The organism is Erwinia sp. ErVv1, assembly GCF_900068895.1.
Classification (GTDB): domain Bacteria; phylum Pseudomonadota; class Gammaproteobacteria; order Enterobacterales; family Enterobacteriaceae; genus Erwinia.
In genome coordinates this window covers 107,965-128,682 of the sequence record NZ_CDPK01000006.1, presented here as the reverse complement: position 1 = coordinate 128,682, position 20,718 = coordinate 107,965, and the positions used below count along the sequence as shown (strand labels likewise).

Annotated in this window: 20 protein-coding genes; 15 read left to right on the top strand and 5 right to left on the bottom strand. The window is 54.7% G+C overall.

What is annotated here, in order from left to right; genetic code table 11:
- Window positions 1–15: 15 nt before the first annotated feature.
- The 11 genes from A1830_RS11110 (at window position 16) to hisP (ending at window position 10,486) form a co-directional block, all read left to right on the top strand.
- The gene (locus tag A1830_RS11110; protein WP_067705747.1) at window positions 16–681 is read left to right on the top strand and encodes a DedA family protein; all 666 of its coding nucleotides are present in this window, start codon (window positions 16–18) and stop codon (window positions 679–681) included.
- A 145-nt stretch (window positions 682–826) separates the two neighbouring features.
- Window positions 827–1,738, top strand: a complete 912-nt coding sequence (gene accD / locus A1830_RS11105) for an acetyl-CoA carboxylase, carboxyltransferase subunit beta (protein WP_067705746.1) — start codon at window positions 827–829, stop codon at window positions 1,736–1,738.
- Between the two features lie 61 nt (window positions 1,739–1,799).
- Complete coding sequence (gene folC, locus A1830_RS11100; RefSeq protein WP_067705744.1) at window positions 1,800–3,062, top strand: bifunctional tetrahydrofolate synthase/dihydrofolate synthase; 1,263 nt, start codon at window positions 1,800–1,802, stop codon at window positions 3,060–3,062.
- Window positions 3,052–3,807: a cell division protein DedD gene (dedD, locus tag A1830_RS11095; protein ID WP_067705743.1), complete on the top strand. Its 756-nt coding sequence runs from the start codon at window positions 3,052–3,054 to the stop codon at window positions 3,805–3,807. The genes folC and dedD overlap by 11 nt, the downstream gene beginning before the upstream one ends.
- Window positions 3,808–4,426: 619 nt before the next feature.
- Entirely contained in the window at window positions 4,427–4,912 is a 486-nt protein-coding gene (cvpA, locus tag A1830_RS11090; RefSeq protein WP_067705742.1) for a colicin V production protein, read from the top strand.
- A gap of 36 nt (window positions 4,913–4,948) precedes the next feature.
- Entirely contained in the window at window positions 4,949–6,466 is a 1,518-nt protein-coding gene (gene purF / locus A1830_RS11085) for an amidophosphoribosyltransferase (RefSeq protein ID WP_067705740.1), read from the top strand.
- A gap of 107 nt (window positions 6,467–6,573) precedes the next feature.
- The gene (locus A1830_RS11080; RefSeq protein ID WP_067705739.1) at window positions 6,574–7,143 is read left to right on the top strand and encodes a UbiX family flavin prenyltransferase; all 570 of its coding nucleotides are present in this window, start codon (window positions 6,574–6,576) and stop codon (window positions 7,141–7,143) included.
- Window positions 7,144–7,424: 281 nt separating this feature from the next.
- Entirely contained in the window at window positions 7,425–8,207 is a 783-nt protein-coding gene (gene argT / locus A1830_RS11075) for a lysine/arginine/ornithine ABC transporter substrate-binding protein ArgT (protein WP_067705738.1), read from the top strand.
- Window positions 8,208–8,304: 97 nt separating this feature from the next.
- Window positions 8,305–8,991, top strand: coding sequence for a histidine ABC transporter permease HisQ (locus A1830_RS11070; RefSeq protein WP_067705736.1), 687 nt, complete (start codon window positions 8,305–8,307; stop codon window positions 8,989–8,991).
- Complete coding sequence (locus tag A1830_RS11065; RefSeq protein WP_067705735.1) at window positions 8,988–9,704, top strand: ABC transporter permease; 717 nt, start codon at window positions 8,988–8,990, stop codon at window positions 9,702–9,704. Before A1830_RS11070 ends, A1830_RS11065 begins: the two co-directional genes overlap by 4 nt.
- An 8-nt stretch (window positions 9,705–9,712) precedes the next feature.
- Complete coding sequence (gene hisP / locus A1830_RS11060) at window positions 9,713–10,486, top strand: histidine ABC transporter ATP-binding protein HisP (RefSeq protein WP_067705734.1); 774 nt, start codon at window positions 9,713–9,715, stop codon at window positions 10,484–10,486.
- A gap of 190 nt (window positions 10,487–10,676) precedes the next feature.
- Here hisP and A1830_RS11055 read toward each other — a convergent pair whose 3' ends face one another.
- Window positions 10,677–11,570, bottom strand: a complete 894-nt coding sequence (locus tag A1830_RS11055; RefSeq protein ID WP_067705733.1) for a TIGR01777 family oxidoreductase — start codon at window positions 11,568–11,570, stop codon at window positions 10,677–10,679.
- Window positions 11,571–11,789: 219 nt separating this feature from the next.
- Here A1830_RS11055 and yfcF point away from each other — a divergent pair, with 219 nt between their 5' ends.
- On the top strand, window positions 11,790–12,434 hold the full coding sequence (gene yfcF, locus A1830_RS11050) for a glutathione transferase (protein WP_067705731.1): 645 nt from the start codon (window positions 11,790–11,792) through the stop codon (window positions 12,432–12,434).
- Window positions 12,435–12,529: 95 nt separating this feature from the next.
- On the top strand, window positions 12,530–13,069 hold the full coding sequence (gene yfcD / locus A1830_RS11045) for an NUDIX hydrolase YfcD (RefSeq protein ID WP_067705729.1): 540 nt from the start codon (window positions 12,530–12,532) through the stop codon (window positions 13,067–13,069).
- A 440-nt stretch (window positions 13,070–13,509) separates the two neighbouring features.
- On the opposite strand, the gene A1830_RS22635 is transcribed toward yfcD, so the two are convergent.
- From A1830_RS22635 to ackA, 4 genes are all read right to left on the bottom strand, one after another.
- Window positions 13,510–13,788: a hypothetical protein gene (locus A1830_RS22635; protein ID WP_156484987.1), complete on the bottom strand. Its 279-nt coding sequence runs from the start codon at window positions 13,786–13,788 to the stop codon at window positions 13,510–13,512.
- 639 nt (window positions 13,789–14,427) lie between these two features.
- The gene (locus A1830_RS11035; RefSeq protein ID WP_067705725.1) at window positions 14,428–15,429 is read right to left on the bottom strand and encodes a TIGR04086 family membrane protein; all 1,002 of its coding nucleotides are present in this window, start codon (window positions 15,427–15,429) and stop codon (window positions 14,428–14,430) included.
- 356 nt (window positions 15,430–15,785) lie between these two features.
- On the bottom strand, window positions 15,786–17,930 hold the full coding sequence (gene pta, locus A1830_RS11030) for a phosphate acetyltransferase (RefSeq protein ID WP_197473327.1): 2,145 nt from the start codon (window positions 17,928–17,930) through the stop codon (window positions 15,786–15,788).
- A gap of 158 nt (window positions 17,931–18,088) precedes the next feature.
- Window positions 18,089–19,291 (bottom strand): acetate kinase, encoded by a 1,203-nt coding sequence (gene ackA, locus A1830_RS11025; protein WP_067705721.1) that lies wholly within the window; start codon window positions 19,289–19,291, stop codon window positions 18,089–18,091.
- A gap of 326 nt (window positions 19,292–19,617) precedes the next feature.
- On the opposite strand from ackA, the gene yfbV reads away from it, so the two are divergent.
- Together yfbV and A1830_RS11015 are read left to right on the top strand one after the other, a co-directional pair.
- A complete protein-coding gene (gene yfbV, locus A1830_RS11020; RefSeq protein WP_067705720.1) occupies window positions 19,618–20,070 on the top strand; it encodes a terminus macrodomain insulation protein YfbV in 453 nt (150 codons plus the stop codon).
- A 148-nt stretch (window positions 20,071–20,218) separates the two neighbouring features.
- On the top strand, window positions 20,219–20,713 hold the full coding sequence (locus A1830_RS11015) for a YfbU family protein (protein ID WP_067705718.1): 495 nt from the start codon (window positions 20,219–20,221) through the stop codon (window positions 20,711–20,713).
- Window positions 20,714–20,718 lie beyond the last annotated feature (5 nt).

Here is a 20,718-nt window from a genome sequence, read left to right as displayed (position 1 = left end):
ATTAGGGAAACAAGTATGGAAATGATTCACACCCTGATTGATTTTATTCTGCACATTGATGTTCATCTACAGGCTATGGTTGCGCAGTACGGCATCTGGATCTACGCCATTCTGTTCCTTATCCTGTTTTGTGAAACCGGCCTGGTGGTTACGCCATTCCTGCCGGGCGACTCGCTGTTGTTCGTGGCGGGCGCGCTGGCGGCAATACCCGACAGTGCGCTGAATGTGCATATGATGGCGCTGCTGCTGTGCATTGCCGCCATTCTGGGTGACGCGGTGAACTACACCATCGGGCGTTTATTTGGCGACAGGCTGTTCAGCAACCCTTCGTCGAAAATCTTCCGTCGTAGCTATCTGGATAAAACGCATCAGTTTTACGAGCGCCACGGCGGGAAAACGATTATTCTTGCGCGCTTTGTTCCAATTGTTCGCACTTTTGCCCCCTTTGTGGCCGGTATGGGTAAAATGTCCTACCGCCACTTCGCGCTGTTTAATGTGACGGGCGGACTGCTTTGGGTGCTGCTGTTTTCCTACGCGGGCTACTTCTTTGGTAACCTGCCAGCGGTACAGAAGAATATTCATTATCTGATTGTGGCGATAATCCTGGTCTCTATTCTGCCGGGCGTCATAGAGGTTCTGCGTCACCGGCGTGCTGCAAAGCCGCCTAAATCGCAGTCGTAATGCATTAAACACGTGCCCGACGGCCAGATTTTTATCCACAGCGTCGGGCGGTTATGGTTTAATGAGCGACATTTACGGTCTGCGCTGCTGCTGCGGCGTGGAAAAAGAAAACTGGTTAAGCCAGGTTCAAACAGAAAGGTCATCAATGAGCTGGATTGAACGAATTCTCAATAAGAGCACAATCTCCCCAACGCGCAAATCCAGTATTCCGGAAGGTGTCTGGACCAAGTGTGACAGCTGCGGCCAGGTTCTCTACCGCGCCGAGCTGGAACGTAATCTTGAAGTTTGCCCGAAATGCGACCACCACATGCGTATGCATGGTCGCGATCGTCTGCACAGCGTGCTGGATGAAGGCTCGATGGTTGAGCTGGGCAGCGAGCTGGAGCCGAAGGATTTGCTCAAGTTCAGGGATTCTAAAAAGTACAAAGACCGTCTTTCAGCGGCTCAGAAAGACACCGGTGAAAAAGATGCTCTGATCGTCATGAAAGGCACGCTGTACGATATGCCCGTAGTCGCTGCTGCCTTTGAGTTCTCCTTTATGGGTGGATCGATGGGCTCGGTGGTCGGCGCGCGTTTTGTTCGTGCGGTTGAGCAGGCGCTGGAAGACAACTGCCCGATGATCTGTTTTTCAGCCTCCGGTGGTGCCCGTATGCAGGAAGCGCTGATGTCGCTGATGCAGATGGCGAAAACCAGCGCCGCGCTGGCAAAAATGCAGGCGCGGGGGCTTCCTTATATCTCCGTACTGACCGACCCGACCATGGGCGGCGTTTCTGCCAGTTTCGCCATGCTGGGCGATCTGAATATCGCTGAACCTAAAGCGCTGATCGGTTTTGCTGGCCCGCGCGTTATCGAACAAACCGTGCGCGAGAAGCTGCCGCCTGGCTTCCAGCGCAGCGAGTTCCTAATCGAAAAAGGCGCGATTGATATGATCGTGCGCCGCCCGGTGATGCGCTTTAAGCTGGCGACGATTCTGGCCAAGATGATGAATCTGCCAGAGCCGCATGAAGACGCCCCGCAAGAGGTGGTCGAAGATGCACCTCAGAGCCACGAGGCCTGATTGATTCCCGAAAGGGCGCAAGCCCTTTCCCCAATGCACCGTAACGTTGTGAACGGGACACATGGATAATCTTCCTCAAGCCACGTCGCCCCTGGCCACGTGGCTTCATTATCTTGAGAATTTACATTCTCAGGCTATCGAACTCGGGCTGGCACGCGTACAGCGCGTGGCTACCTCGCTCGACCTGCTTACCCCCGCCCCTTTTGTTTTCACCGTCGCGGGAACCAATGGCAAAGGCACAACCTGTCGTATGCTGGAAACGCTGCTGATGGCGGCTGGCTATCGCGTTGGCGTCTTCAGTTCGCCCCATCTGGTTCGCTATACCGAGCGCGTGCGTATTCAGGGCGAAGAGCTGGCTGAATCTGAGCATATTGCATCCTTTGTCGATATCGAGGCAGGGCGCGGTGAAACCTCGCTGACCTGGTTTGAATACGGCACGCTTTCCGCCCTGTGGCTGTTTAAACGTGCGGCACTTGACGTGGTGATCCTTGAGGTCGGGCTGGGTGGCCGTCTTGATGCCACCAATATTGTAGATTCGGATGTGGCCGTGATCACCAGCATCGCGCTCGACCATACCGACTGGCTTGGGCCGGATCGGGAAAGTATTGGTCGTGAAAAGGCGGGCGTGTTCCGTGCCGGCAAACCCGCCATCGTGGGCGAGCCCGATATGCCAGACACTATCGCAGAAGTGGCTGATTCACTGGGGGCGCATTTATTCCGGCGGGGTCATGACTGGTCATATACCGCCCAGGCGCACTGCTGGTCGTTCAGCGATGCACAGGGTACGCTGAGCGGGCTGCCGCTGCCGCAGGTGCCTTTACCCAATGCGGCGACGGCGCTGGCTGCGCTGCGTGCATCGCCGCTGAAAGTGGATGAGGCTATCCTGCGCGAATGGCTGGCTAAGGCCGTGTTACCGGGGCGCTTCCAGACCGTCGCAGAGGGGCCACGGGTAATCCTTGACGTGGCGCATAATCCTCATGCGGCGGCTTACCTCGCCGAACGATTAGGCGAGCTGCCTGACGTCGGCAGGACCCATGCAGTGGTCGGTATGCTGCACGACAAAGACATCGCCGGTACGCTGGCCTGCCTCAGCCCGGTGATCGATAGCTGGTACTGCGCGCCTCTTGATGGGCCGCGCGGTGCCACGGCTGAACAGCTAATGGCGTATCTGCCCGCGGCGAAGGCATTTCCCAGCGTGGCTGACGCATATCACCAGGCACTGAAGCAGGCAGCGGAACAGGATATTGTACTGGTATGTGGCTCATTCCATACCGTAGCTCAGGTAATGGAAACGATAGAAGCGGAGAACGGCAGTGGCAAGTAAGTTTCAGAACCGTTTAGTCGGAACCATCATCATTGTGGCGCTGGGCGTGATCGTGCTGCCAGGGCTGCTGGACGGTAAAAAGAAGCACTATAAAGAAGAGTTTGCGGCAATCCCGCTGGTGCCAAAACCGGGCGATCAGCAGGAAACCGATATGGTTCCGTCGGTAACACAGCCGCTGCCCGCCCAGCCGCCGGAAGGTGCCGCGACGATGGGCAGCAACAGTGAGAACAGCTCACAGGCTGAGAGCGGTTCAACGGCGCCGCAGTCGGTAAACCAGCCGGATGTGGTCGCACCGCCTTCGGTCCAGCCATCTAAACCTGCCGCACAGCCGAAGCCGGTTGAAAAGCCGAAGCCTGTCGAAAAACCGAAGCCGGTGGAAAAACCGAAACCGGTTGAAAAGCCTGCGCCTAAGCCGGTTGAAAAGCCGCGGACCGCAGCAGAGGATGAATCCACCACTGTAGCGGAGTCGCGCCAGAAAGCGCAGCCGGAAGCCGCGCCGTCAGGCCAGGCCTGGGTCGTACAGCTGGGCGCACTGAAAAATGCGGCTAAGGTGAATGAGATCGTCGCGAAACTGCGTCTGTCCGGCTATCGGGCCTTTACTCAGCCCTCTACGCCGGTCCAGGGGCAAATCACCCGCCTTTATGTCGGCCCCGACGCCTCCAAAGCGAAAATGCAGGCCGCCGTTGGTGAGCTACAGGGAATTTCCGGACTGGGCGGCGTGGTTAAACCCTACAGCGCGCACTGATAACCTGCCTCGCAGACCTCCGGATCAGGGATAATCCCGGGGGCTGCGGGTCAGCTTAAATGCTCGCGGTATGAAGGAACCGCTTAAGTACGTTGGTATTCGCGATGAAGGAACAGCTTAAGCACGTTGGTATTCACGGTAAGAAGGAACAGCTTAAGCACGCTGGTGCTCGCGATGAAGGAGCAGTGTTAGCAACGTGGGTATTGGGGTACAGGAAACATTGAGGGCTCCTGTGAATTGCGCAGGGTTGTTCAGCGCCGCGGACTGTTAGTCTGTACCTGTTAATATAAAAGCCTCAGCCTTACAAAGCAGTTAATCGCGCGCCTGAGTCCCTTGCATTATCACTTCCAGTTGCCCCATTATTTATTATGAATCAAATGATTACTTTATCAGAGTGCAGCATCCTCATGAGCGGATGAGAGACGACATAAGTGCGTATTATTTTTGCGCAACATTTTAATTAAACTGGCAAAGGAAAACCGTACGCAAACGTTTTCTTTTTCTGTTAGAATTCGCCCCGAACTCCGGTTACGTCTTCTTTTTCTGCATAGTGAAGCACGTTTCTCACAGGCAACAAGAGGCGGGATCTGAGGCAGGGGCACAGTCGCTGGAAGAGTTCATGGTCTGGATAGATTACGTCATTATTGCGGTTGTCGGTTTTTCGGCACTGGTCAGCCTGATCCGCGGGTTCGTTCGGGAAGCTTTATCACTCGTCACCTGGGGATGCGCATTTTTTGTCGCCAGTCATTATTACGCCTTCCTGGCCGTCTGGCTCACTGGATTCAACGATGAACTGGTCAGAAATGGGATCGCTATTGCGGTGTTGTTCGTTGCCACGCTGTTAGTCGGGGCCATCGTCAACTACGTTATTGGTTCACTGGTTGAAAAAACCGGGCTGTCGGGTACTGACCGGGTACTCGGCGTCTGTTTCGGGGCGTTGCGCGGCGTGCTGATCGTATCGGCGATGCTGTTCTTCCTTGATACATTCACCGGCTTTTCTAAAAGCCCGGACTGGCAACAGTCCCAGCTGGTCCCCCAGTTCAGCTACATCATCAGGTGGTTTTTTGACTATCTGAAAAGCACGTCGAGTTTTTTGCCCCGGTAATTGAGCCGGGGTTGCGGCTTATGAGGAAATGACCCTATGTGCGGTATTGTCGGAATCGCCGGTTTTATGCCGGTCAACCAGTCGATTTATGACGCGTTAACGGTGCTACAGCACCGTGGGCAGGATGCCGCTGGCATTGTCACCATCGATGCACTGAATTGCTTCCGCCTGCGTAAAGCAAACGGTCTGGTTAGCGATGTATTTGAAGCCCGCCATATGCAGCGTTTGCAGGGGAATATGGGGATTGGCCACGTACGCTATCCTACTGCCGGAAGCTCAAGTGCTTCTGAAGCGCAGCCCTTCTACGTCAACTCGCCTTTCGGCATCACACTTGCGCATAATGGTAACCTGACCAATGCCCACGAACTGCGCCGCGCGCTGTTTGAAAGCGGTCGTCGTCACGTGAATACCACCTCCGATTCTGAAATCCTGCTGAATATCTTTGCGCAGGAGCTGGATCGTTTTCAGCACTACCCGCTGGAAGCAGAGAATATTTTTTCGGCGGTTGCGGCCGTGCATCAGCACGTTCGCGGCGCTTACGCCTGCGTGGCAATGATTATTGGCCATGGCCTGGTCGCTTTCCGCGATCCTAACGGCATTCGCCCGCTGGTTATCGGCAAACGCGGCATGCAGGACGGTCGCTGTGAATATATGGTGGCCTCTGAGAGCGTGGCGCTGGATACCCTGGGCTTTGAATTCCTGCGCGATGTGGCGCCGGGCGAAGCGGTCTATGTGACCGAGAAGGGCCAGCTTTTCACCCGTCAGTGCGCGGAAAACCCGAAATTCAATCCCTGCCTGTTTGAGTACGTCTATTTTGCCCGCCCGGACTCGTTCCTGGACAAAATCTCCGTCTACAGTGCACGGGTGCGCATGGGCACCAAACTGGGCGCGAAAATTGCCCGTGAGTGGGAAGATCTGGATATTGATGTGGTGATCCCTATTCCGGAAACCTCCTGCGATATCGCGCTGGAGATCGCCCGTATCCTCGACAAGCCGTATCGTCAGGGCTTTGTTAAAAACCGCTATGTCGGCCGCACCTTTATCATGCCGGGGCAGCACCAGCGCCGCAGCGCCGTGCGCCGTAAGCTGAACGCTAACCGCGCGGAGTTTCGCGGCAAGAACGTCCTGCTGGTTGATGATTCCATCGTGCGTGGGACCACCTCCGAACAGATTATCGAGATGGCCCGTGAGGCAGGCGCGAAAAAAGTCTACCTTGCCTCAGCGGCACCGGAAGTGCGTTTCCCTAACGTCTATGGCATTGATATGCCCAGCGCGACGGAACTGATTGCGCACGGACGTGAAGTGGAAGAGATCCGCCAGCTGATTGGTGCAGATGCGCTGGTGTTCCAGGATCTGGATGACCTGATCGAAGCCGTACGTGAAGAAAACCCGGATATCGTTCAGTTTGAGTGCTCGGTCTTTAACGGTATCTACGTGACCAAAGATGTCGATCAGCGCTATCTTGAGTATCTCCAGTCGTTACGCAATGACGATGCCAAAGCAATGGCGCGTCAGAATGAAGTAGAAAACCTGGAAATGCACAACGAAGGCTAATACCCTTAGCGAGAGTGCAACAGAGTTGATGGGCTGGAAGCGATTCCGGCCCATTTGTTTTTTTGGCGGGCGGGAGCTGGCCTTTCAATGATTAAAGCAGGTTAACCATGAAACGACTCATTATTGGCATTTCAGGCGCCAGCGGCGTGATTTATGGCGTTCGCACGCTGCAAATATTGCAGCAGGTCAGCGGGGTGGAAACGCACCTGGTAATGAGTCAGGCGGCGCGACAAACCCTGGCGCTGGAGAGCGATTATTCGCTGCGTGAGGTCCAGGCGATGGCCGATGTGGTTCACGATGCGCGCGATATTGCTGCCAGCATCTCCTCTGGCTCATTTAAGACCGAGGGGATGGCTATCCTGCCGTGCTCAATGAAAACCCTTTCCGGCATTGTTCACAGCTACACCGACGGGCTGCTAACCCGCGCGGCAGATGTGGTGCTTAAGGAGCGTCGTCGGCTGGTACTTTGCGTAAGGGAAACGCCGCTGCACCTTGGGCACCTGCGTATGATGACCAGCGCGGCCGAGTTAGGCGCAATCATTATGCCCCCCGTTCCTGCCTTCTATCACCGTCCGCAGCAGATTATGGATATTGTCGATCAGACGGTTAACAGGGTGATAGATCAGTTTGATATCGAACTTGATAAGGATCTGTTTACGCGCTGGCAGGGTGCATAAGATTCGCTTCCCTGCCCAATATTAGTGCAATAGCGGGCGCTGAATCGCATTTCGTGCATCTGCTGCACCAAAATGCAACATTGCCGCCGCTCCGCCTCAACAAATCTGCTATATATTTCCTCAGAATCCGGGCGCTTACGCTGTAACCGAGCGTGGCGACCGGACTGCGCAACCGTGGGGCACACCCGCGTAAAAGTGGCATGAAACCTGCAAATAACATTGGCCATAACGGCGCGAACAGATCATAACGCCATAATAAAAGTTCATCTTGAGGGTAATCTATGAAAAAGCAGGTCCTGGCTCTTTCTCTGCTGCTGGCTCTCTCTTCCGCAGGTAGCGCATTTGCTGCCGCACCGAAGACGCTGCGCATTGGTAACGATCCTACCTATGCCCCTTTTGAATCAAAGAATGCCCAGGGGCAGCTGGTTGGGTTTGATATCGATCTCGCTAACGAGATCTGCAAACGTATGGGGACCAAATGTACGTATGTAGAGAGCGATTTTGACGCGCTGATCCCCTCGCTTAAGGCGAAGAAGATTGATGCCATTATCTCTTCCCTCTCGATTACCGAAAAACGTCAGCAGGAGATCGCCTTCTCTGAAAAATTATTTGCAGCCAATGCCCGTCTGATTGCGCCTAAAGGTTCCAAACTGTTGCCAACAGTGGACTCGCTGAAGGGCAAAACTATCGGACTGCTTCAGGGTACCACGCAGGAAACCTATGCAAATCAGGAGTGGCGTCCAAAAGGCGTAACCATCACGCCTTATGCAAACCAGGACCAGGTGTATCAGGATCTGACGGCGGGTCGAATTGATGCGGCTTTCCAGGATGAGGTTGCCGCCAGCGAAGGGTTCCTGAAACAGCCTGCGGGTAAAAACTTTGCTTTTGCCGGTCCGGCGGTGAAGGATGAGAAGATCTTTGGCGTGGGAACCGGTATAGGCATGCGCAAAGATGAAACCGATCTGAAAGCGGCCATCGACAAAGCTTTTGAATCGATGCGCAAAGATGGCACCTACGACAAGCTGGCTAAAAAATATTTCGACTTTGACGTGTACGGCGGTTAAGAAAACCTGTCAGGGGGGCTTGCCGAAAATGGCGGCCCCTGTTTTACCTGCCTGCTGTCGGTAAAACGCGTAGTGAAATTTAAGACAGGAAATGCTTATGCTGTATGGATATTCTGATGTCATTTTCAGGGGCGCGTTGGTTACGCTTGAGCTGGCTCTCAGCTCGGTGCTGCTGTCGGTCATCCTCGGTTTAGTTGGTGCGGGCGCCAAACTCTCCTCTAATCGTCCACTGCGGATAATCTTTGAAGGCTACACCACTTTAATTCGCGGTGTGCCCGATCTGGTTCTGATGCTGCTGATTTTTTACGGCCTGCAAATTGCCCTTAACCAGCTTACCGACCTGCTGGGGCTTAGCCAGTTTGATATCGATCCGATGGTGGCCGGTATTATTACGCTCGGTTTCATCTATGGCGCGTACTTTACCGAGACCTTTCGCGGGGCCTGGATGGCGGTGCCAAAAGGGCAGGTGGAAGCAGCGACGGCGTTCGGCTTCTCCTCTTCACAGACTTTCCGCCGCATTTTGTTCCCGGCGATGATGCGTTATGCGCTGCCCGGTATAGGTAATAACTGGCAGGTAATCCTCAAAGCAACGGCGCTGGTTTCATTACTGGGGCTGGAAGATGTGGTTAAGGCAACGCAGCTGGCGGGAAAAAGCACCTGGCAGCCGTTTTGGTTTGCCATCGTGGCCGGCATTATCTATCTGATATTTACCACGCTCTCTAACGGCGTGTTGTGGTGGCTGGAACGCCGGTATTCGGTGGGTGTAAAAAGGGCTGACTTATGATCGATATTATTCAGGAATACTGGAAAGCCCTGCTGTGGACGGACGGTTATCGCTTTTCCGGCGTGGCGATTACCCTGTGGCTGCTGATTATTTCCGTTGTGCTGGGTGGATGTCTGGCAGTACTGCTGGCCATTGCCCGCGTTTCCCCCATCAGGGCGGTGCGCTTTCCGGTTTGGCTGTTTACCTATATTTTTCGCGGCACGCCGCTCTATGTTCAACTGCTGATCTTCTATTCCGGTATGTACACGCTTGAAGTGGTGAAGGGCAACGAATTGCTTAACGCGTTCTTCCGCAGCGGGCTGAACTGTACGCTGCTGGCACTGACGCTGAACACCTGTGCCTATACCACCGAGATCTTCGCCGGTGCGATCCGTGCCGTCCCTTATGGTGAAATTGAAGCGGCCCGCGCTTATGGCTTTTCTCCTTTTAAACTCTATCGCTGCATTATTCTGCCCTCCGCACTGCGCACCGCGCTGCCGGCCTACAGTAATGAAGTGATCCTGATGCTGCACTCCACGGCGCTGGCTTTTACCGCGACCGTACCGGACCTGCTGAAGGTAGCGCGGGATATTAACTCCGCCACCTATCAGCCGTTCGTGGCGTTTGGCATTGCCGCCATCCTCTACCTGATTATCTCGTATGTGTTGATTAGTCTGTTCCGCATGGCGGAGAAACGCTGGCTGGCGCACGTTAAACCCTCATCGACTCATTGAGCAAAACTATGGCCGAAAATAAATTAAACGTAACTGAACTGCATAAGCGCTACGGTGAGCATGAGGTGCTGAAGGGCGTATCACTGCGGGCTGACGCCGGTGATGTGATCAGTATTATCGGTTCATCGGGGTCGGGAAAAAGTACCTTCCTGCGCTGTATTAATTTTCTGGAGAAACCCAGCGAAGGGACGCTTTCTGTTAATAACCAGACCATTAACCTGGTGCGCGATACCGACGGTCAGCTTAAAGTGTCCAATAAGGAGCAGCTGCGGGCGCTGCGCACTAGTCTGACCATGGTGTTTCAGCACTTTAACCTGTGGAGTCACATGACGGTGCTGCAAAACGTTATGGAAGCGCCGATGCAGGTTCTCGGGCTGAGCAAGGCCGACGCGCACGATCGTGCCATCCGTTATCTGGAGAAGGTCGGGATTGACGAGCGCGCCCGGGCGAAATATCCGGTCCACCTGTCGGGCGGCCAGCAGCAGCGCGTGTCCATTGCGCGTGCGCTGGCGATGGAGCCAGAGGTGCTGCTGTTTGATGAACCGACCTCGGCGCTCGACCCGGAGCTGGTGGGCGAGGTGCTACGGATTATGCAGAAGCTGGCGGAGGAGGGCAAAACCATGGTGGTTGTCACCCACGAAATGGAGTTCGCCCGTCACGTCTCAAGCCATGTGATTTTCCTGCATCAGGGAAAAATAGAGGAGGAGGGGCCGCCGGACGAGCTGTTCAATAATCCCAAAAGCCCGCGCCTGCAGCAGTTTCTCTCCGGGGTGCTGAAGTAGACGGGTTTCGCTCTGAGGTAACGGTGTTAGCTGAAAGTTAACAGGATCCTCCGCGCCGCGCGCCGGGATGATACGGAATGCGGCGCGGTTATCGCATAGCGACGAAAACAGGCATCCTGACGCCTGGGGCCAGTATGTGTGCGTATGTCGGCTGATACGGTGTTACCGTTCAGGTCGCGGTCCCTGTGGTTCAGACCACATTCTTAAGCGCCTCATCCAGCTGATACCAGCGGAAATCAAATCCCGATTCCTCCAGCCGCTTCGGTAGCACGTGCTGACCACCGAGTACCAATACCGATGACTCTCCCATCATCAGCTTTATCGCGCTGGCCGGGGTACGCATAAAGGCCGGGCGGTGCATTGCTTCTCCCAGGGTAGCGGCAAACTGTTCGTTGCGCACCGCGTAGGGAGCAACCATATTGAACGGACCGCGCAGGCTGCTGCTATCCAACAGCCAGAGAATAGCGCTTAGCATATCCTCAAGGTGGATCCACGGCATATACTGCTTACCGGTGCCGATCGGCCCGCCTATACCCAGCTTAAAGGGCAGCTTCATTTTGCTCAGGGCGCCGCCCTCTTTCGCCAGTACCACGCCGGTACGCAGCAGGCAGACGCGCGTCTGGTCACTTTCTGCCGCCAGCGCCAGCGACTCCCAGCGCGCGCAGAGCTGGTGTGTAAATTCGTCGTGACCGGGATCATCTTCGGTCAGTACCACATCGCCAGCATCACCGTAGTAGCCGGTGGCGGAACCGGAGATAAATACCGAGGGCGGTGTACTGCTGGCATGTATCAGGGCAGTAAGGCGCTCGGTTATCTGCCAGCGGCTTTCACACAGCCGCTGCTTCTGCGTGTCGCTCCAGCGCTTATCGGCGATGGGTTCGCCCGCCAGATTGATAACGGCGTCAACGGCGTTAAGATCGCGCTGCTGCTCCAGCCCTGACCACAGGTTGACCCGCTCGTCCAGCTTGCTGCGTGCGCTGGCCACATTACGGGTGACCACGCTGACGCTGTCGCCGCGCTGTAACAGGCGGGGGATAAGATGGCTGCCAATCAGGCCGGTACCGCCCGTCAGTAAAATGTGCATGCTGAATGTCCTTTTAGAGTGGTGTTAATCATCTAACAGCCTGCTATTAGCTTAGGTGAATCTGACACAGGGTGCAGTAAAGCACATCCTTTTTGAGCAGAGAGCGTCACAGGTTTGAATTTCTCTTTTTTTCTGCGTGGTATTCCCACCGATCACGATTGCCTTCCAGTAAAAAAATGGGTAAACAGAATGCACACGCGATCTTCTCCGGAGCCGGGAATGAATTACCCTAACGTAACGTTGTGGTCAGATGCCTGTTTTTTTAGCCCCTATGTGATGTCCGTTTTCGTTGCACTCAGTGAAAAAGGCGTGCCCTTTACCACCCGGCGTATTGACCTGGCGAGCGGCGAGCATCTCTCTGCCGCATGGGGTGATATTTCGCTGACTCACCGTGTTCCGGCGTTACAGATCGATGACTTTGTGCTTTCCGAGTCCTCTGCCATCGAAGAGTATCTGGAAGCGCGTTTCCCTGCGCCAGAGTTTGAGCGCCTGTATCCGGGCAACCGTGAACAGTGTGCCAGGGCCCGCGAAATCCAGGCCTGGCTGCGCAGCGATTTCTTACCTCTGCGGCAGGAGCGACCGACGGAAGTGCTTTTTGCTGCTGAAAAATTCCCGCCTCTCAGCGAGGCTGCAACGATCTCGGCCAACAGGCTTTTTTCAGGCGTCGGACGTTTACTGGTAGCAGGTCAGCAGAATCTGTTTGGGGAATGGTCAATTGTGGATACGGATGTGGCTGTGATGATTAATCGTCTGGCGCTTCACGGTGATCCGGTGCCAGATCGTCTGGTTGATTACGCCCATTTTCAGTGGCAACGCGCGTCCGTTCAACTCTGGCTGTCACAATCATTAAAAAACGCCGGTTAAGGACATCGAAGGATTATTAATTTTTGGTCGCTCGTGGCAAACTGCGCGGGCACGAATCAACGAGCGCAAAGCGCCAGAACGAATAAGGGTTACGGATGGTCGAGCAAGATCGCGGCACGGAATGGGTAGATATCGTTAACGAAGATAACGAGGTTATTGCACAGTCCAGCCGTGCGCAGATGCGGGCACAGTGTTTGCGCCATCGCGCAACCTATATTGTGGTACACGATGGGATGGGAAAAATTCTGGTGCAGCGTCGTACCGAGAGCAAAGATTTTATGCCGGGTATGCTTGATGCAACTGCCGGTGGGGTGGTGCAGAGCGGGGAGGAGATGCTTGAGTCGGCCAGACGCGAAGCCGAAGAAGAGCTGGGTATTGCCGCCGTTCCTTTCGCCGAGCATGGTCTGTTTTACTTTGAGGATCAGCACTGCCGGGTATGGGGAGGGCTGTTCAGCTGCGTGTCGCACGGGCCTTTTGCGATGCAGGAAGAGGAAGTTGATGAAGTTTTCTGGATGACGCCGGAAGAGATAACCGCCCGCTGCGACGAGTTTACCGATGATTCTTTAAAAGCTTTGTCACTTTGGTTGAGCCGTAATAACGAGCAGGGACGTACCCTGTCGCAAGCACAAGCATAGCGGTAGACGCTGTGTCGGTGGACAATCCGGCATTGACCGGGCTTAACTCCTGGACGCGCAAGTTGCATACCCGCTGTTTCGGTGGGCAATCCCAGCGTTTGCCGGTTAGTTGTTTGGGCTGCAATACCTGCGATGCCGGTGGACAATCCCAGCGTTGGCTGGTTAGTTGTTTGGGCTGCAATACCTGCGAAGCCGGTGGACAATCCCAGCGTTCGCCGGGCGTCCTCACGCCACGCGTTACGTGGTGCCTTTGGCTCCGGCTCCGGCCCGGACGGCCCGGTCGCGAGCGGGCGTCCTGCCCGCCGCTCCCTGAGAGCAGCATCCCTGCTGCCCTCGCCTGGCCTTACGTCTTCGCCGCAGCGCTGCGGAATGCCCGTCAACCGCAGGGATTGTCCACCTCTCAGGTTTTTGAGTTGCTTTTACCCGCAGCCAGCACAATGTTAAAGCAGCAACGGATGGGGGCCCGGTGACAGGCATTCCGCCACCCCGCTGGTTACCTGGTAAGTTGTGCAGGCTGCAATACCTGCGATGCCGGTGGACAATCCCAGCGTTCGCCGGGCGTCCTCACGCCACGCGTTACGTGGTGCCTTTGGCTCCGGCTCCAGGCCGGACGGCCCGGTCGCGAGCGGGCGTCCTGCCCGCCACTCCCTGAGTGCAGCATCCCTGCTGCCCTCGCCTGGCCTTACATCTTCGCCGCAGCGCTGCGGAATGCCCGTCACCCGCAGGGATTGTCCACCTCTCAGGCTGCTGAGTTGCTTTTAGTAAAACCCTTTAGTCTCCGCAGGTATCATCAGCACGACTTCCAGTTAAGCCCTAATAGCGCTCAGGCTTTGTAGCCCGCCCGGCCCACTAGCAGGTAATCCGGTAATGTGCTTTTGATAGCGCCTGCCCAGCCAATGGCACTGAATTTTTAGCACAGAAGTTTTCTTATTTGCAGAGTTCTTCCTCTTCCAAACCTGCCGAAAGAGTTTATGTTACCCCCGGAACCGCTCTTACCCGCAGCCAGCACAATGCAAGAGGAGCAGGCGGGTGGGGCCCGGGGACAGGCAATCCGCAGCGCTGAGTGGAGAGAGGAAGACCCGGATGGGCCAGCAGGGATGCTGGCACAAGGGCATGCCGGGACAGGGACGTCCCGTCATGCCCGGTCCGAAAGGTCGACGAACGGAGCGAAGGAACCGCGCAACGCGCGGCGCGAGGACCGCCAGGCACCGGGCCCCACCCGTAGGCGACCCCTACAACCTTCCCGCGACTGGCCCTACCCGCAAACCTTCCCGCGCCATAATTCCCTCAGCCTGCTCAAATGCAAAAAGGGCCAGCTCGCTGGCTGGCCCTTCGGGTAATGCGGATAACGATATTAATTAATGCACATTTACCTGATTAACCTGATGCGGCTGGCTTTTACGACCGGCCTTGCCCAGGAAACCTGCGATAACGGCTTCAATCAGCAGAATGATAAGTGTCACCCAGCTGGCTTTAGCCGTGGCAGAGGCTGCTTTATCACCGGCTTCACGCGCTTTCTGCTCAGCCTGTTTCTTCAACTCTTCATATTTCTGATACGCCTGCTGATAACTCTGCTGCGTCTGGGCAACGATCTGATCGACTTCCTGATCGCTTTTGCCTGTACGTGCTTTAATAATATTTTTCAGTGCATCAAGGTCAGCAGCCTGAAGCGTTGACTGATTGCGCTGAATAACGCCCTGGAACCAGTTGGCTAAATCAGTATCCGCTGACTGCTGATGCGTAGCGGTATTTTCAGCCTGGTTCTGTGCGTGATTTTTCTCATTGTTGGCATCCTGCTTGAGATTTTCAGGCTGCAGTTCGGGTTTACCGGTCTGGCGCAGCGTGGTTTCAAGCTCATTCTGGATACTGTTAAGATCGATATTATTTTCCTGTAGCTTATCCTTTGCTGCCTGAGTGACAGAAGGCGCAACGGCAGAAATACCATTACCCAGTAAGCTGAAGCCAGAACCAATAACGCTGGCCGTGCCGCTTACCGCGCTGCTTAATACCGATACCACCAGCCAGACGCAAATCAGCGTGTTAACTGCCCACATCAGCACGCCGTGCAGCGCGCCTTCACGCTGGGCCAGTCGACCGGTAATAAATGCACCCGCTGCAATAGAAATAAGCATTGAAAGGCCGGTCCAGATCAACGCGCCTTTACCGAGACCGTCCACTGGATTTTGTTCTTTAAGCGGGTCAATTGTCGTAGCACCAATTGCCGTACCTAAAATGGTGAGTAACAAATAAATAACGATGGAAATGATAACGCCTGCAAAAACGGCGCTCCACGAAATACGCTTAAGCGGTATACCCGTGTTTAATTCACTGTAAACCGGATGGATTTGAGTATCACTCATTGCGAAGTCTCCCTTAGTCGGATAGTTATTCGATGCCATAATCAAACATCGTTATTAATGACTTTATCTAATACGCCCTGCTGGTGATAAGCCTGGTCGCAATCGGTTGTTTCTACCAGAAAAAAAATAAAAAATTAAATTCTTGTTGGGAATTATTGAGTTAATGGAAGGTTGGATGAGGAAATGACTTTAGGGAGATGAATGTCTCAGGCGAAAATATAGGATTATGGAATGTTCTTAGGGGTGTTTTGGGACTAAGATCGCCTTTTTGCCGCTAAAAGTTCACTCATCGGCTAAGCATGCTTTTTAATAAAAGGCGGGTCGAAAATGCCCCGCCATAGAAAACTCAGATCCGATTAGCCTTCAGCCTGCTTTGACTGGATCGCAGTCAGCGCAATGGTATAAACGATATCGTCAACCAGCGCGCCACGTGACAAATCGTTGACCGGCTTGCGCATTCCCTGAAGCATTGGCCCGATTGAGATCAGATCGGCAGAGCGCTGCACGGCTTTGTAGGTGGTATTACCGGTGTTCAAATCCGGGAAGATGAACACGGTTGCCCGACCTGCGACCGGAGAATCTGGCGCTTTGGATTTCGCCACGTCAGCCATAATAGCTGCATCGTATTGCAACGGACCGTCAATAATGAGATCGGGACGCTTCTCCTTGGCAATGCGCGTTGCTTCGCGCACTTTCTCAACGTCGCTGCCCGCGCCGGAGTTGCCGGTAGAGTAGGAGATCATCGCCACACGAGGCTCGATGCCAAAGGCGGTGGCGGAATCTGCGGACTGAATGGCAATTTCTGCCAGTTGCTCCGGATTAGGATCCGGATTGATTGCACAGTCGCCATATACCAGTACCTGTTCAGGCAGCAGCATAAAGAAGATCGAAGAGACCAGCGAGCTGTTCGGGGCGGTCTTAATTAACTGTAGCGGCGGACGGATAGTATTCGCCGTGGTGTGTACCGCACCCGAAACCAGGCCGTCAACTTCTCCCCGCTCCAGCATCATAGTACCGAGCATCACGTTGTCTTCAAGCTGCTCCTGAGCGACGACTTCCGTCATGCCCTTGCTTTTACGCAGCTCGACCAGGCGCGGTACGTAATTCTCCCGCACGGCATCCGGGTCAACAATCTCGATCCCCTTGCCCAGCTCAACGCCCTGAACGGCCGCCACGCGCTGGATCTCATCCGGATTACCCAGCAGGATACAGGTCGCGATGCCACGTGCGGCGCAGATAGCTGCCGCTTTAACCGTGCGCGGTTCGTCACCTTCCGGCAGGACAATGCGCTTGCCCGCCTCGCGCGCCAGCTCGGTCAGCTGATAGCGGAAAGCCGGAGGTGAGAGGCGACGGCTACGTTCGGAGGTTGCCGTCAGCGAGTCAATCCATTCGGCATCAATGTGGCTGGCGACATATTCCTGCACGCGCTCGATGCGCTGGGTATCGTCGGCAGGCACTTCAAGATTAAAACTTTGCAGGCTTAGTGAGGTCTGCCAGGTATTGGTTTTCACCATAAACACCGGCAGGCCGGTGGCAAAAGCACGTTCGCAAAGCTTACGGATCGGCTCGTCAATCTGATAGCCACCGGTCAGCAGTACGGCACCAATTTCCACGCCGTTCATCGCGGCCAGACAGGCGGCGACCAGCACGTCGGGACGGTCTGCTGAGGTCACCAGCAGAGAGCCGGGACGGAAATGCTCCAGCATATGTGGCAGGCTGCGCGCGCAGAAGGTCACCGATTTGACGCGTCGGGTCTGGATATCACCTTCATTAATCACATCGGCATTCAGATGACGGCACATATCAATCGCGCGCGTCGCGATCAGATCGAAACTCCAGGGGACGCAGCCCAGTACCGGCAGGGGGCTGTTGGCAAACAGCTGCTTCGGATCGATATTGGCGACGCTGGCCTTGGTGGAATCATCAAAAATTTCAGAAAGATCGGGGCGGGTACGTCCCTGATCGTCAACCGGGGCGTTCAGCTTGTTAATGATCACGCCGGTGATGCTTTTATTTTTGCTGCCGCCAAAGCTGCTTTGCGTCAGTTCAATGCGCTCTTTTAACTGCGCTGGCGAATCGTTGCCCAGCGACATAACAAAAACGATTTCGGCGTTCAGCGTTTTAGCTATTTCATAGTTCAGCGCGGAGGCAAACTGATGTTTGCGGGTCGGGACCAGCCCTTCAACCAGCACCACTTCGGCATCTTTCGTATTTTCATGGTATCGCTTGATGATCTCTTCCATCAGCACATCCTGCTGATTGGTGCCCAGCAGCGATTCGACGCGGCTCATCTGTAGCGGCTCGGCAGCAGGGATAGACGAGTTTTTTCGGATAATAAGGGTCGTCTGGTCGTGGGCATCACCACCGGTGCGCGGCTGAGCGATAGGTTTAAACACGCTGAGACGAACGCCTTTGCGTTCCATGGCCCGGATTACGCCGAGACTAATACTGGTGAGGCCGACGCTGGTGCCGGTAGGAATCAACATAATGGTACGAGACACGATAAACCTCTCTTGTTAACCTTTTATAGCGGCGGCAGGCGGCGCTTGCTTCAGGGTCAGCAAGCCGAGACTTCTCTCTGCCACAGCTCCCGTTATACCGGGTATGTAGTTGTTAGTGTCAAAACTAATGCCGCCAGCTGCGCTGGCGGAAGACGTGCTTATGCGGTGAGACGGCTGGCATCACGGGCGATGACCAGCTCTTCATTGGTTGGAATAACCAGAGCAGGCCGGGTGCCGTCTTTGCTGATAAAGCCGGATTTACCAAAACGCGCGGCCAGATTGCGCTCATGATCGACTTCAAAGCCCAGCAGGCTCAGCTTCGCCAGCGACAGCTCGCGCACCATCGCGGCATTTTCGCCGATGCCGCCGGTAAAGATTACTGCATCCAGTCGACCTTCCATCAGCGCGGTATAGGAACCGATATATTTGGCGAGACGGTGGCAGTAAACATCCATCGCCCGTTTGGCATCCTCTTTCACCTGGTAGTTATCTTCCACATAGCGACAGTCGCTGGTCACGCCCGTCAGGCCAAGCAGGCCCGACTCTTTAGTCAGCATCTTATTAATCGCGTCAACGCTCATGCCCAGCGTATCGTACAGGAAGAAGATAATGGCGGGATCGATATCACCGGAGCGGGTGCCCATCACCAGGCCTTCGAGCGGCGTCAGGCCCATGGAGGTATCCACGCACTTACCGTTACGAATGGCGGAGACGGAGCCGCCGTTGCCCAAGTGACAGGTGATAATATTCAGCTCATCGACCGGCTTGTTCAGCTTTTTGGCTGCTTCCTGAGTGACGTAGTAGTGGCTGGTACCGTGCGCGCCGTAGCGTCGGATGCCGTGCTCTTTATAGAGTGAGTAGGGCAGGGCATAGAGATAGGACTCTTCAGGCATTGTCTGATGGAAAGCGGTATCAAAAACCGCGACATTCTTATCAGAGAGGTGCGGGAAGTTTTTCATCGCCTCCTCAATGCCGATCAGGTGCGCCGGGTTGTGCAGCGGAGCGAAGGAAGAGGCATCTTTAATACCCTGAATCACATCACGATCGATAATGACCGAGTGCGTGAGTTTTTCGCCACCGTGAACAATGCGATGGCCGATTGCAGTAATTTGTGCTGACAGGGCGGTTTTTTGTGCCAGAATAGTTTTAACGATGAAGTTGAGGGCTTCGCTGTGCGCGGCACCTGCCCCCAGCGTGGCTTCCTGTTTGCCCTCTTCGATCTTCCACTTGATGCGTGCTTCGGGCAGGTGGAAACATTCGGCTAAACCGGAGAGGTACTCTTCACCGCTTGCAGGATCGATGATGGCAAACTTAAGCGAAGAACTGCCGCAGTTCAGAACCAGAACTAACTTACTCGACATGGAAGGTCCTATTAGTTAAAAGTGGCGAAAAAAACGCGATCGGGCTATCAGCGTGACGCATGAAAGCAGGACATTAATGATGAACAATATGCTCCTGGAAAATTTTGTCCGAAAGCAAAAAAATCTCAGAAAATTTACGCGATTTTTTGATTGTTGCCGCTTAAGTGCACATAAGCCTGTCAGGCGGCAGCAACCCTGCAACAGGTAGTCAACAAATGCGCACAGGATAACCAGAGAGCCCTTTAAAGACAAAATTTTTTGAAAAATGTCGTGTAAAGTTGTTTAAGCGTGTTATTAATTTTATCTCTTCAGAATTGAGGTCAGCTATGGCTAATGAATCAGGCAGCGTCGGTTGGTTTAAACTGTTCCAGAACGGGCAGTATTATATGAAGACGTGGCCAGTCGATAAGCGCCTCGCCCCAATGTTTCCTGAGAATAGAGTCACTCGCGCAACGCGTTTCGCCATTCGCTTTATGCCGCCGCTGGCTATCTTCTCTCTGACCTGGCAAATTGCCCTCGGGGGGCAGCTGGGACCGGCCATTGCGACCGCCCTGTTTGCCTGTAGCCTGCCTATGCAGGGACTATGGTGGCTGGGCAAGCGCTCTGTTACGCCACTGCCGCCTGCATTGCTGAGCTGGTTCCACGAGGTTCGTGAAAAATTGCAGGCTGCCGGACAGGCCATCGCACCCGTTGAGGGTAAACCGACCTATCAGTCGCTGGCCGACGTGTTGAAGCGGGCCTTCAGACAGCTTGATAAAACCTTTCTGGACGATCTTTGATGCAATGGCGGGGTTAACGCCTTAAAGCCACGAAAAACCCGGCCTGAATCAAAGAACCGTCACCTTGCCATACCGCCTGCAGGCGGGTTATGCGATCCTGAGTCATTCTTCCGATTTCAGTTTCTCTACCCCGATGCAGGAGTTCATAATGGAAATGACCGCCCCTCAGCGCTTGATCCTCGCTAATCAGTATAAAATCATGAGCATGCTCGACCCGGATAACGCTGAGAGCTATCGCCGTCAGCAGACAATCATCGAGCGCGGCTACGGTTTGCAAATGCGCGAGCTGGATCGTGAGTTCGGTGCGCTGAGCGAAGCCCAGTGCCGAACGCTGATTGATATTATGGAGATGCATCACGCACTGCACGTTTCCTGGACTAATCTGAAAGATCCCAGCGTTATTGAAGCGCGCCGACTGATGTTTCATGGTTTTGACGCGGCCACCGAGGCGCAGTTGCTTGGCTATGTGCGGTTTATGGTGCACGTGGAGGGGCGTTATACGCACTTTGATTCCAGCCTTCACGGCTTTAATGCCCAGACGCCGATGTGGGAAAAGTACCAACGGATGCTGACTGTGTGGCACACTTGTCCAAGGCAGTACCATTTGAGTGCGAATGAGATCGCGCAAATCATCAACGCCTGAGTTGG